The organism is Endozoicomonas sp. Z74 (assembly GCF_057680865.1).
The window spans coordinates 1-11,987 of record NZ_JBLYZI010000133.1; the positions used below are offsets into that span (position 1 = coordinate 1).

The 11,987-nt window shown below is 49.9% G+C and carries 13 protein-coding genes; 3 read left to right on the forward strand and 10 right to left on the reverse strand.

Annotated elements, in window-relative coordinates; translation table 11 throughout:
- Positions 1-773 precede the first annotated feature (773 nt).
- Positions 774-2,096 carry an MATE family efflux transporter gene (locus ACNRUY_RS23695; protein WP_488114141.1) on the forward strand — a complete coding sequence of 441 codons (1,323 nt, stop codon included), beginning with the start codon at positions 774-776 and terminating at the stop codon, positions 2,094-2,096.
- A 46-nt stretch (positions 2,097-2,142) separates the two neighbouring features.
- Here ACNRUY_RS23695 and ACNRUY_RS23700 read toward each other — a convergent pair whose 3' ends face one another.
- Genes ACNRUY_RS23700 through ACNRUY_RS23710 form a run of 3 tightly spaced genes read right to left on the reverse strand, consistent with a single transcriptional unit; the run spans position 2,143 to position 4,199 of the window.
- A complete protein-coding gene (locus ACNRUY_RS23700; RefSeq protein WP_488114142.1) occupies positions 2,143-3,612 on the reverse strand; it encodes a hypothetical protein in 1,470 nt (489 codons plus the stop codon).
- A 33-nt stretch (positions 3,613-3,645) separates the two neighbouring features.
- A complete protein-coding gene (locus ACNRUY_RS23705; protein WP_488114143.1) occupies positions 3,646-3,807 on the reverse strand; it encodes a hypothetical protein in 162 nt (53 codons plus the stop codon).
- Between the two features lie 29 nt (positions 3,808-3,836).
- On the reverse strand, positions 3,837-4,199 hold the full coding sequence (locus ACNRUY_RS23710) for a hypothetical protein (RefSeq protein WP_488114144.1): 363 nt from the start codon (positions 4,197-4,199) through the stop codon (positions 3,837-3,839).
- 154 nt (positions 4,200-4,353) lie between these two features.
- On the opposite strand from ACNRUY_RS23710, the gene ACNRUY_RS23715 reads away from it, so the two are divergent.
- Complete coding sequence (locus tag ACNRUY_RS23715) at positions 4,354-5,376, forward strand: adenosine deaminase (RefSeq protein ID WP_488114145.1); 1,023 nt, start codon at positions 4,354-4,356, stop codon at positions 5,374-5,376.
- Between the two features lie 30 nt (positions 5,377-5,406).
- Here the strand turns inward: ACNRUY_RS23715 and ACNRUY_RS23720 are convergent, their stop codons facing one another.
- From ACNRUY_RS23720 to ACNRUY_RS23750, 7 genes are all read right to left on the reverse strand, one after another.
- A complete protein-coding gene (locus tag ACNRUY_RS23720) occupies positions 5,407-6,066 on the reverse strand; it encodes an RraA family protein (RefSeq protein ID WP_488114146.1) in 660 nt (219 codons plus the stop codon).
- Positions 6,067-6,184: 118 nt separating this feature from the next.
- Positions 6,185-6,637, reverse strand: coding sequence for a hypothetical protein (locus ACNRUY_RS23725; RefSeq protein WP_488114147.1), 453 nt, complete (start codon positions 6,635-6,637; stop codon positions 6,185-6,187).
- Positions 6,638-6,736: 99 nt separating this feature from the next.
- Positions 6,737-7,030, reverse strand: a complete 294-nt coding sequence (locus ACNRUY_RS23730; RefSeq protein ID WP_488114148.1) for a ssr3402 family protein — start codon at positions 7,028-7,030, stop codon at positions 6,737-6,739.
- Positions 7,031-7,112: 82 nt separating this feature from the next.
- The gene (locus ACNRUY_RS23735; RefSeq protein ID WP_488114149.1) at positions 7,113-7,514 is read right to left on the reverse strand and encodes a hypothetical protein; all 402 of its coding nucleotides are present in this window, start codon (positions 7,512-7,514) and stop codon (positions 7,113-7,115) included.
- Positions 7,515-7,820: 306 nt separating this feature from the next.
- Positions 7,821-8,684 (reverse strand): TauD/TfdA dioxygenase family protein, encoded by an 864-nt coding sequence (locus ACNRUY_RS23740; RefSeq protein ID WP_488114150.1) that lies wholly within the window; start codon positions 8,682-8,684, stop codon positions 7,821-7,823.
- Positions 8,685-8,799: 115 nt separating this feature from the next.
- Positions 8,800-9,729: a hypothetical protein gene (locus ACNRUY_RS23745; protein ID WP_488114151.1), complete on the reverse strand. Its 930-nt coding sequence runs from the start codon at positions 9,727-9,729 to the stop codon at positions 8,800-8,802.
- A 126-nt stretch (positions 9,730-9,855) separates the two neighbouring features.
- Complete coding sequence (locus ACNRUY_RS23750; RefSeq protein ID WP_488114152.1) at positions 9,856-10,323, reverse strand: MEKHLA domain-containing protein; 468 nt, start codon at positions 10,321-10,323, stop codon at positions 9,856-9,858.
- Between the two features lie 245 nt (positions 10,324-10,568).
- On the opposite strand from ACNRUY_RS23750, the gene ACNRUY_RS23755 reads away from it, so the two are divergent.
- The gene (locus ACNRUY_RS23755) at positions 10,569-11,855 is read left to right on the forward strand and encodes a bZIP transcription factor (RefSeq protein ID WP_488114153.1); all 1,287 of its coding nucleotides are present in this window, start codon (positions 10,569-10,571) and stop codon (positions 11,853-11,855) included.
- Positions 11,856-11,987 lie beyond the last annotated feature (132 nt).

Sequence of the window (11,987 nt, forward strand, 5' to 3'; positions counted from 1 at the left end):
AAGAACGCCAATGGAAACTCTGATAGATGGCAAAGAGATCTGGAAGGAAAAATTTGTAGCCTGAATTTGACCTGACAGACACCCTCTGAAAAATCGGTGACTGTCAGATCAGGTCTGAACTACTACAGCTCAAATAACAGAACACCAAACTCAAGGCCACTCAATGTCCACTTAACGTATCCAGTAGAATTAACAGAAAAAATTCAGCCTATGTACTATCGATGGATCTCTATACCCTAAATGCATTGTCTAAATTCACGTACTCCTTCGGCAAGTTTCTGTACATTGTTGGGTTCAATATCACGAAGATAGCCCAAGCTGAATATATCGGTTTTGTTTAACCTCTTTTCAATCAATCTCTCCAAATCTTTATCGAAAACAGTATAAGCAACGGCCACTCTCTTACAATTTAACAAGTAGACGACGTTCAACGTTTATTATAAGGAAAACCTACAACGCCTACTTTCTGATCAGGATACGGCTGAGCGCCAAGCAGCAGATACGCTACCGCCCTTCCCGGCCAGTTCAGGAGTCATCAGGCGATGGTTGTTTATACGACAATGAACCACAATTACAGCTGGCAAAATAGTACCATCGATCCAGCCCGGTTGACACTTCCCTGACAAGCTCCAGGCATTACTGCTTCGCGGAGTCCATGAGCTCCCCTTCTTCATCCCCCTGTTGTTCCGGACGATGGACAAATCCCCCACAGACAACAGACCGCGACACCGTTTACAATCCGGAGGCCGTTCTTATGCTTCCCGGGAGTTCCTTTGAAACAGCGCCTTGCCACTATTTTGCAACTGGGGATCCCCATTATCCTGGCCATGTTGTCCCAGAGCATCATCAATCTGGTGGATGCGGCACTGGTTGGCCCCTTGGGGGAAAATGCCCTGGCGGCAGTGGGGGCTGGCAGTTACGCCAATTTTGTCGCCCTGTCCCTGATGACCGGTCTGTCTGCGGCCATTCAGGCTCAGGTGGCGCGCCGTGTTGGTGCAGGACGTATCAAAGAGTGTGCAGCACCGGTGAATCATGGTCTGTTGATCGCACTGGTCTTTGCTTTACCTCTGAGTGTGCTGTTGCTGCTGGCGGCACCCTGGCTACTGGAACTGTTCAGCCAGAATGCCCCCGCGTTCCGTGAAGATGCTGTCGGGTATTTCCAGATTCGGGTGATGGCCCTGACTGCCGCAGCCATGAACCTGTCCTTCCGGGGGTTCTGGAATGGCACCGGTGAGCCCAAGGGGTTTCTGAAATTGTTGATCATGACTCACGTGTGTAATGCGCTTCTCAGTTATCTTTTGATATACGGTCGTTTGGGCTTTCCCGCCCTGGGGGTGAAGGGGGCCGCTCTTGGCACCCTGCTGTCCATGTACATTGGGGCCATACTGAATCTATTCATTCTCAGCCGCCAAGCCCGCCAGCAGGGTTTTCTTAACCAATGGTCGGACTGGCCTGCCTTCAAACGCCTGGTTTCGCTGGCAGTTCCGGATTCACTTCAGCAGACCCTGTTTGCCCTGGGGATGATGGTGTTGTTTGCCATTGTCGCTCAACTGGGTATTGCCGAGATGGCGGTGGTTCATGTACTGCTGAATATTTCCCTGATGCTGATCCTGCCCGGACTGGGTCTCGGGATGGCAGCCAACACCCTGGTCAGCCGCAGCCTGGGGGCAGGAAAGTCGGAAGCAGCCTGGCGGTGGGGACAGGATGTGATGTATCTGGCCAGTGCCTTGTTGTTATTGCTGAGCCTGCCCCTGCTATTGATGCCGGAGCTGATTTTGTCCTTTTTTCTCCATGATCCGGCTCTTCAGGCCATGGGAGCGATTCCCCTGCAATTAACCGGTCTGGGGCTGATACTGGATGCCCCTTCCCTGGTCTTTATCCAGGCACTGCTGGGAGCTGGCGCCAACCGAACCGTACTCTGTATCCGAGTTGTGGCCCAGTGGTTGATACTGCTTCCCCTGTGCTGGCTGGTGGGTCCGGTGATGGGGTTGGGTCTGACGGCGTTATGGATCGTACCAACGGTTCAGCGGCTGATCAGCTCGATGACCTTTATGGTGGTCTGGGCGTCCCGGCGATGGAGCAGGATTCAAATTTAAACCCGCCCACCTGGAAAGTACCTTCTTTGAGACTGTGGCAGAGGTATTAACTCAGCCTCTGCAGCCGGGCTTGTTTTTTGAGAAAACGGGTCGCCTCTTCTACATTCGCCTCAATGAAATCAGCCACCTCGGGGTTCCATTCCCTCAGGCCCCTGGGGTTAATAAACCAGATACGAAAATGATCGGCAAACCACTCTTTCCAGTTTTCAGTGGCTCTTGTACTGATGGTGACCTCGGTAATATCAAGATTCTCTGGCTTTGTTTTGCCCGCCAGCTCATGAACCCAGTGTCCCAGTTCATGCATGGCATTGCTGGCCCATTTATTCAGTGTTGCCTTATCCCCGATGTACACTGTCTTTCTGACTCTGTCCACCCGTTCATCGGTTTCAGAGGCTTCGGAGTCATCACTGGAGATTGCCTGCCGGATATCTCCTCGAGCAAGTTCTTTCAGGAGATCCGGCTGACCACTGTCCACCTTCAGGTGGCTCTCTGGCAGCATCACGATATGCCCTGCTTTGTGAAAGCCATTGGTGTCACTGTTGCGCCTCCTTCTCGAGAGGCTCCCTCCCAGCCAGGGATCCCCCCGATGGTGCACTGATAACTTTTCCCGAACAGGTTCATCATCCCCTGTATAGGCTCTTTCTATATCCCTGGGCCGGATGCAGGTAATGGTTGGCTGGGCCAATTCAAACAATTTACACATTTTTGTGCGTGCAGCCCTGCTTGCCGTTTCATTCAACAGCTGGCTGAGTGCCAGGGCATCCAGATTACTGACGGTGCTGAACGTGTCGTTTAACAAAAGGGTCGAAGAGTGTCTGAGAGCAAAGCGCATCAATTTCAATGCCTGGCCATAACAGGGTGCATGAACGCCATCGGTTTCCTGCTTCAGTACCATTTTCTCAATAGTATCGATCCGGCGTTTCACCCCTGCCCCTTCGGGAAGCAAGGCTGCCCTGGCGTGCAACTGTTCCAATATTGAATGGAAATCACTCTTGTCTATTTTTTTATTGCGATACCGGGACAGGCAATCCTCCATAGACGCTTCCACCTGTTTTTTTGACCATCCCCTGCCTGCAGCCGGTGGTGCTTCTACTTCGGCTTTATCCTGAAGGTTCCTTGCCTTGTCTGCATGCTTCTCAATCGGACTCTTCGTGTTTCCATGATCCTCTTTGGAACGGCTTTCCAGGCTGCGTCTATGCCCGGAGTCCCTGACACTCTTCTTATGATGGGGTTTGCTTACCGGCAACAACTTTGGATCCGTGCTTTCAACAGGCTGAATATCATAATCCGCAAGGGACCGAAGCATTTGTTCAAAGGGATAAATGGTCAGTTGCCCAGCGACTTTCAGGCCAACAAACAAAATACTGGCGTTTTTATTGCGAAATACCACATGATTTTTCTCAACTTTATATTTGAGAAGTGCATCAGGCTGCTTCCCAACATTGTGCTGGTCACAAAATGCTTGAATGGCACGTACATCACTCTCCTGAAATACACTGTTAACTGGAATTTTCATCCGCCTCTCCGTGGCACCTGAAAAGCATGCCTGCTATGGACACGCTACACAGAAAGTGACTCCCTGGCGAAGGATTCGTTCGACCTGCTCTACAGGCTCAACCAACCCCGAGGGAGAGAATTCTGACTCCAGGAAAATAAAGACCATCATGGCCAGCGCCAGTGCCGATAGAGAAAACAGAGCGTTTCTATTCATTGAGGAAGTCCTTTCCAAAATTCATAGTGTTACGGCTGGTAGATATCCAGCATAATCTGGCAGGATCCACTGGCCAGATCTTTTTCGCAGGTGACCACCACCGCGGATTCACAGGTCTGCAGAGCTCCTGAGTGCATCACTGCCCGTATATCCGCATCAGCCCCTGGATTATCCTTGTTGAGTTCACTCCGGGTGTCTTTCACACAGACTTCAAAGGCTTGCTGAATCCGGGGAGTGGTGGATAGTACCGGAATCTCCTCAGAAACCACTCTTCCCGGGGAATCACCACAACCGGTCAACAACAGGGGCAACAGCAGGCACCATGAACGCCCCTCTTTTATCCAATCCATCCCTACCCTTTCATGGGGGTCAAGGCTTATTCCCTTTGCCATGACACGATTCCTTCAGCCTGATCCATTTTTTTGTCGTTATTCTTTATCCAATATAATCGCTTTATCCTTGTTCAGAAAGTCTATTGACCTGACACCATTAAAATCAAACGTCCGTGTAGTAATATTGAACAAATGGGTAAACGGATGGGAAACCATGGATCAACAACAAAGGCCAACGGTAGACTGGCTGAACCAGCTCCCTAAAGTGGAGCTTCACCTGCACCTGGAAGGCAGTCTTGAGCCGGAATTGATGTTTAAACTGGCCCGGAGAAATAATATTCAACTGCCTTATAAAACCGTCAGCGAGATTCATAAGGCCTATGATTTCAACAACCTGCAGGACTTTCTTGATATTTATTATCAGGGAGCAGCAGTTCTGCAGACGGAACAGGATTTTTATGACCTGACCTGGGCTTACCTGGAGAAATGCCACCAGCAGAATGTGGCTCATGTGGAACCGTTTTTTGACCCTCAGAGCCATACGGATAGAGGCATCACCTTTGGTACGGTGTTCCGCGGCATTCGCCGGGCCCTGGAGGATGGTCAGCAAGAACTGGGAATCACCAGCCAGCTAATCCTCTGCTTTCTCCGGCATCTCAGTGAAGAGGCAGCCTTTGAAACCCTCAGTCAGGCCGAGCCGTATCTCGAAGGTATTGCTGCGGTGGGACTGGACAGCTCAGAACAGGGGCACCCTCCGGAAAAATTCAGCCGGGTGTTTGCCAAAGCCAGAGAGCTGGGTCTGAAAACGGTAGCCCATGCTGGTGAAGAGGGGCCTGCAGACTATGTGTGGACGGCGCTTGAAGACCTTCAAGTCTCCAGGGTTGACCATGGGGTTCGCTCATGGGATGACCCAAAGCTTATGGCCCACCTGTCCGAGCAAGGCATTCCCTTGACGGTTTGCCCACTGTCCAATACCCGCCTGAAAGTGTTCAATGATATGTCCGAGCACTCCATTCTGGGTATGCTGGAACAGGGAGTCTGCGTCACGGTCAACTCCGATGACCCTGCCTATTTCGGGGGATACATGACGGAAAACTTCGCAGCCCTGGCCAGTGCATTAAATATGACCCGGAGCCAGGCTCGCAGGCTGGTTGCCAACAGTATTCAGGCCAGTTTTGTGGATGAAGCCCGAAAAACAGAACTTCAGGCCCGGCTTGACACATTCTGCCAACATTAACGCCTGATAGCTTGATGAATGGCAGGGCAGTTACAGTTTGAAAGACAACTGACTGTCCCTGCCCGACTTCACCCGATCCCAGTGTTCATCAAAATTCATCAGACTATGAAGGGGTTCACCGGCTTCAACCCTTTTCAGCACCACGGCTTCGGTGGCCTGAATCTCTTCCGCTATGGGGATTAACCGGGACATCTGTTGCTCAGAGGCCACTATCAGGCCGTCGTCATCACCAAATACGATCTCTCCCGGCGTTACCCTGACTCCGGCACACTCCACGGGCACCTGAGTGTCAAACACAAGCCTTGCGGTGCCCGACACTGGCGTTGTCGAAAGGGCATATACCGGAAAATTCATGGTGGCTATTTTCCGGGTATCACGACAAGCGCCGTCAATGACAACCCCGGCAAGCCGCTTTCTCCGGGCTTCCGCTACCAGCAACTCCCCAGCAACCGCAGACCGCCCTCCCTGGGTTTCTATCACCAGGACTTCACCGGGCTGAGCCTCTTCCAGCGCTCTGAACGCTGTCAGAAAATCATTGTGGCACATGACGGTATGGGCAACCCCCACCAGCTTGAGACCGGTTTGCAAAGGCCTTAAACCAGGCCCCATCACCCTGAGCCTTTTATCTGCATCGGCAATACAGGCCGTATTGAGCCCTGCAAGCCTGGACCTTACCTCTTCCAGCTCCATTGCCTGAACCTCTGGCGTTGATCTTGATAACAGTTGATCTTGATAACAACGGTCAGGAGCCAGCATAGGTGGTTTGAAGGAGGGTTGCCGGTTATTTTTCTGCCAACGGTCTACCCCGTTACTCCGGAAGAAACTCCATAATATTCCGGGAGGCCGCTTTTTCGTCGCGGGTCATGACCCCGGGAAACTCATAAACATTGACCGCACTGTCTGTCACACGCTTCTCGCAAATTCCCCTGACAAACAGGGCATCCAGGGTATCCGCCGCCTGAGTCAATGTCATGCTGGTTTCAGATGCAAGCTCTGTGGCTGTTATCAGCCCACCCCGCCCCTGAACCCGTTGAAGAATAAGGTTCTCCATCTCAATGACTTTCTGCTCCCGCCCTTTTTGAATGGAAATAATCAGTAAAAACAGAGCGATGAAACCGATAATGAGCGCGACGGTTAACAACAGAAATGCCCCCTTTTCACCCTCAAACACTTCAGGCAAAGCCATAAAGATCACGAGAAGACAGGGAATCAGTAATACCGCTGACACGGCCCCAATCACAAAATAAACCACTTTGGACATGGAAACTCTTCTTTTCTACTTCAGGCTTTCAGTGGCCTGGACTTCAATACGGCAAGGACGGTCTCATCAAAAAAGTCCCTGTCCCCTGAGGCCATACTACTACTGACCTATATCACAGTCAGCACTTTTGAACACCAGCGGTTCCGCCGGCCCCACCCACCCCTTTGGCCTTTTCTTTGCCTGGCGAGTGAAAACCGCCCGGCAATGATCGCCAAAATAAATGGTTTTCTGCTCAAGGTTGATGGATTCCAGCTCTGCGGCCACCACCGGGTGCGACTTGACAAAATTCACCATCACCTCAAGATCCTTAAGATTCTGGTGCTGGGGGGGAAGTGCCGCAAAAACAGCGTAAGACAAAGCCACTGCCACCATACAGAGAAACAACCGTTTCATGATCCCAACTCCTGAAGGACAGACATCATGGCTTCATTTTAAGACATGGACGGGATCACTGCTGAAACAAACGGTGGTGCTTTTAACGGCCACAGTGCTTCAGGCCCAAGCCGTTAATGATCGCCTCCCGGGCCCCCTTGAGGCTGGCTACAATGCGCCCCGTCTGCTCACCCGCCAGCTGGTAATGAACATCAAGCGCCTTGCCCTGAAGCAGCTCTTCCAGGTAACCGCAGCCTTCGGTTTCACTCCCGTGCCAGAGCTGGAAACTCAGAGTTGAAGGTTGCCACTGAAAAATCGATTTTCCCAGTAGTGACTCCACAGCCCTGAGCTCCCCCGGATCCAGGATATACGTAGGGTTGGCATCCACTGTCATTTTTACAGGATCGCTCTGCTTCAAGATACCGCCACCCTTGTGGGTAATGTGCATCCAGACGGACTGCCCTTCGTGGTTGAGCTGTATCTGATGGGCTTCGCTGTTAAACACCGCCGAACGACTCTCCCCTTTGCTTCTGTTCTCAGCCTCACCTATAACAGTCCAAGTGCCATGGGAAATGCCACTTGCACTGCAGGCCAGCAGTAGAAACGCAGATCGGTATGCAGGTAAGTTTGCACCTCTAGCCAACATAGATTGACACAGGACTCTCATAAACGCTGTACGCAAAAAAACAGCCAGATGACTTATCATTATTATTCTCTCTAACTTATTTTCGCCAGACTTCCCCGCAGGCACTCAACTCAACCTGCACAGGATCTTTACTATACCTCTTTTCCTGCCATTGTTAATCCAGCATCAGGCTGCGACATCCCGGTATGGCTCAATCGCTTCCCCGGCCACAATAATACGGTGCATCAGCCGCCTCTCTCCCGGATAATCATTCAATGCACAATGCATGGTCGCACGATTATCCCAGATGGCGACGGTACCGGGCTGCCACTGATACCGGCAGGTGAATTCCGGCCGGGTGGCCTGCTGCATCAGAAAATCCAGTAAGGGGGCAGACTCCTCCTCCGTCCAGTCCTCAAAACGAATAATCGAATACCGGTTAAGGAACAGGGAAGGCAACCCGGTTCCGGGGTGCCTGATCACCAGGGGATGAACATTGGTCACCCCCTCACCACCTGGCCGTATCCGCCCTGCAAACGCCTGGTCCTGAGAGGCCTCAATCAATGTCCGGTTGCAGTGAACCGCATTCAATCGCCTCAAGCTTGTCTGCAGGCCTGGCGAAAGAGATTGATAGACCCGCTGCATATTAGTAAACAGAGTATCGCCTCCCAATGCCGGCAGTTCGATGGCCTGAAGCAGGCTTGCCCGTGGGGGACAGGCATCAAAAGAATGATCTGTATGCCAGCGGCTGCCAATGTTCCGCTGGTGTTCAGGCTCCTTGCGAATACTGACGATATCCGGAAACCCTTCCACAGGTGAAAAGAAAGGGGACTCAGCCACTTCTCCCCATACATGGGCAAAGTCGAGAAACTGCTCACAACTGAGTGGCTGGTCAGGGAAAAACAGTACCAGATAGTGACTGAATGCAGCCTTCAACTCAGACATCAGAGCAGGGGCCAAAGGAAGGGAGAGATCCAAACCATCAACCATCGCACCCAGGGCCGGGGATAGAGGGGTGACGGACAACCGATTAAATACAGGCTTTTTCATAAACACTCTATGCTCTGTGGAAGCCTGATCAGCATAGACTAAAACGACGCCCCAAAAAGGCTATAAAGCAACTGCGTCTGCAGAGGAAACCAGTATGGGTGCTTATGGGTGACTACTATGCATCAAACCAGACATCCCCTTCTTCATCCACTTCACCTTCCGATATCCACCCCTCTTGAGCCAGCGAATGAACAGCATCAACCACATCTTTTGGGGTAGCCCATAATCGGGGAGAGCGTATTTTACCAGCGACGTTCTCTGGAAGACCTGCCTTAATAATCGCCAGAACGGTTTCAGAGCAATTCGTATTGGTCAAACAAAACTGTCCATTCTGTTTTATTTCTTTCGCCTTTTCTTTCATCGCATCAATATTGAGACCATTAAGAGGAATCGCTTTCATTCTTGAATTTGGTTGTAGTTGATTTTTACCCTTAACGGTCATCGGAAGCTCAAGAAACCGCCTTACCGGGTTTCCTTCCCTTGGGCTGGCATATATGGCGGCAAGAACCCCTAGTCCCAATATGCCCGCAGCTGTCCTTGTTTTTGCCAGTCCTGCAGCTTCTACGGCGTACTGAGCCAATTGATTTTCGCCAACTCCCACCACACCAGCAAGACCTATCTGAAAAGGGCGATCACCTATATTTTCTGAAGGATACCAACTGAAAACTCGCTCTTGAAAGGTTTCATTATCAGGGTCCTTTAAATCGAAAGAACTACTCCCCCCCATTAATAACGCCACATGGTGATTATTCACCAGCAGAACAGCTGAATCAGGCATAACCTTCTCCGGCAATACCTCAGAGCTTTTTTTAACAGGGTTTGGCTGATAATATTGGATGGTTCCCTTTAATGGACACCACTGTGATTCGGCAACCCTTCGTGCTAACAGGCAAGCCCCTCCATAAACTGCATGCTGGAACTCGTTGAATGATCGCTCCACCTTTTTCATATAACCAGGACAAATACCACTCACACCTTGTGTCGATGAGTTCGGCAGTGGTTTCTGACTGACAACCTGGGTTCCTGCAGCAACACCTCCTAACATAACCGCCTCCACCTCATAGCATCCTGAAAAACTGGAAACAGAATACCCTCAGGACAAACCAAGGGACATTCGACCTTAGTCAATAAAATGAGGTGCAGAGGCATCCTCTTTCTCTCTGAATAGCGGTTACAGAAATGTCCAGTGATCAAACAGGGCCGCCTGACCATGATAATGACCTTCCGGATCAATAAGGTTCCAGACCAGCGCCTTCTCTATGCGGAACCGCTGCCCGGAAGAGGCAACCCGGATGCCAGAATAGTTCCGGATATAACCCTGCTCAGTCACCTCCTTCAGCAGGCGCTCCCGTTCTTCCCGGTGAACCGGTTCCGCAGAACAACGTGAGGGCAGACAAATAAAATCCTCCCAGCTGAATTCAAACAGAGAAAGCGCGGTGCGGTTGGCAAAATTGAACACCGGATCAGCCTCAGTGCCATGGGAAACAAGGGCAAAAGGGGCATTAAACAGGACACTGGTCAACGGCAACGGGTTATTTGATGCCACCAGCTGCCGACCGGTTATCTCCTGGTAACTTTGGCACAGCAGCTGACAGTGCTGTCGATAAAAGGCATTGTTAGCCAGGACTGAAGTATCCATAGATTATCGCTCTCTCAGGCCCTTTATTATGAGCACTGAGCTTCATCTCCCCTTGAAGAAAAGTCAAGATCCACTGCCTTTTTGCAAACCTGGGGAACTATCCAGGAACAGTAGTGTCAACTAGTAAAGTGAAAAAAACATGAGTTGTTCCTGCCTCCAGTGGCTTACCTGTATTCGAAAGGGTTCCATAATCATCCTTTGGAGGTAGTGAATAAATAGCACCCAGTAGAACCCAGGAGAAAGCAATGATCACTGAACCTTCAATAATAACACCCCAAGTACCCCCGGTAACTGCATCAAACGATGTTCAGGAAAATTCAACTCAGGAACATAATAATCAAGATAAAACGGACTGGAATGGCCTGTCGGTATCCACAACAACCGAAACTACTCCGATAATCGTTCCGGGTGAACTTAACTCCACAAAAGAGAATACAAATAAAGGCGCCATTGCCATTCAAAATTCAACCGATACTGAAGATGGCTCAGATCTGTGGCGTTTGTACCAAGAAGCTGAAGCTCGATATGGCAATTCTGAAACTGTTCTACACTCTGAAACCATTCATTCAGAAGTAGGCTCTGAGATAACTGAAACACCCACCACGATAATAACCAGTGATGTGGACAGTTCTGGCAACCTTATACTCACTATTCCAATGGAGCTCCTTGAAGCCCTCCCGCCTTCTGTCTCTTCCCTGGAGGCTTTAGTAAATGCTGCAGAGCAAGCATATGACAAGGCAATGCCCCACTCTGATAGCAGTGGGACATCTGAAGTTCAAACCAACACTGGAGAAAATGATTTCAAAAGTGTTACCTCATTAGAAGAGGCTGTACAAGTCCTGGTCGATACGCCCTATACGGATGCATCTGAAACCAGCAGTGTCACCTCAAACGACTCTGGCATCAATCTTGTCAACAAACCTGATCATGAAAACAGCACCGATTCAGTCCCAGCAGGAGCAATGACCCGATCAAGAAAAAGAAATATGGAACAGGAAGAGGTGCTCAGTTTCAAAAGATTCAGAGAATCAATGGCCGAAAGAGCAGAATCTACTGAAACCAGTGAACTACTGCACTTACCTGGTCTGGATAATGACACCAGTACCTTTCTAATGGGTACCTCAACGCCTGAAATTATTGATATAGAATGTATTGATTTTGGCCAAAACCCAGTAAAGAGCCCGCTGGCGTTACCCACAGCATCTGTGACTCAAGAGCCGCAGGCGATAACAGAAAACATCGACCAGAAATCGGATTCCGGGATTTCTGAGGATTCTGAAAATATAACAAACCAAGAAACAACGGATGGCGATACAATAAAAGAAGATAAATATCGTATAAGAAGAGATAAAAACAACAAAGCCAGCAGACTTTCCAGGCAAAAAAGAAAGCAACGTGAGGCAGGCAGTGAAAAGGAGATAAAGCGACTTGAGGTTGAAAACAAGAAGCTTGAAGAAAAAATCGAGAAGCTTGAACAGCTTGCAGAGTATATGAAGGGTGAATTAATCAAAAAGATGAATAAAAACAGTTAATAACGTGCATTAGTTCAGATCTGATCTGACAATTCCCTCTTCAAAAAAGGGAAGGGTTACCGATTTAGATAGAGGGTGAAATCACTGAAATCTAAATCGTAAAAAGGTAACCCTTATGATTCATACTAATCA

Bases quoted from the DNA above. Each gene is read 5' to 3' on its own strand.
- ACNRUY_RS23700 (WP_488114142.1), bottom strand. From the start codon at position 3,612: ATGAAAATTCCAGTTAACAGTGTATTTCAGGAGAGTGATGTACGTGCC.
- ACNRUY_RS23705 (WP_488114143.1), bottom strand. From the start codon at position 3,807: ATGAATAGAAACGCTCTGTTTTCTCTATCGGCACTGGCGCTGGCCATG.
- ACNRUY_RS23710 (WP_488114144.1), bottom strand. From the start codon at position 4,199: ATGGCAAAGGGAATAAGCCTTGACCCCCATGAAAGGGTAGGGATGGAT.
- ACNRUY_RS23715 (WP_488114145.1), top strand. From the start codon at position 4,354: ATGGATCAACAACAAAGGCCAACGGTAGACTGGCTGAACCAGCTCCCT.
- ACNRUY_RS23720 (WP_488114146.1), bottom strand. From the start codon at position 6,066: ATGGAGCTGGAAGAGGTAAGGTCCAGGCTTGCAGGGCTCAATACGGCC.
- ACNRUY_RS23725 (WP_488114147.1), bottom strand. From the start codon at position 6,637: ATGTCCAAAGTGGTTTATTTTGTGATTGGGGCCGTGTCAGCGGTATTA.
- ACNRUY_RS23730 (WP_488114148.1), bottom strand. From the start codon at position 7,030: ATGAAACGGTTGTTTCTCTGTATGGTGGCAGTGGCTTTGTCTTACGCT.
- ACNRUY_RS23740 (WP_488114150.1), bottom strand. From the start codon at position 8,684: ATGAAAAAGCCTGTATTTAATCGGTTGTCCGTCACCCCTCTATCCCCG.
- ACNRUY_RS23745 (WP_488114151.1), bottom strand. From the start codon at position 9,729: ATGTTAGGAGGTGTTGCTGCAGGAACCCAGGTTGTCAGTCAGAAACCA.
- ACNRUY_RS23750 (WP_488114152.1), bottom strand. From the start codon at position 10,323: ATGGATACTTCAGTCCTGGCTAACAATGCCTTTTATCGACAGCACTGT.
- ACNRUY_RS23755 (WP_488114153.1), top strand. From the start codon at position 10,569: ATGATCACTGAACCTTCAATAATAACACCCCAAGTACCCCCGGTAACT.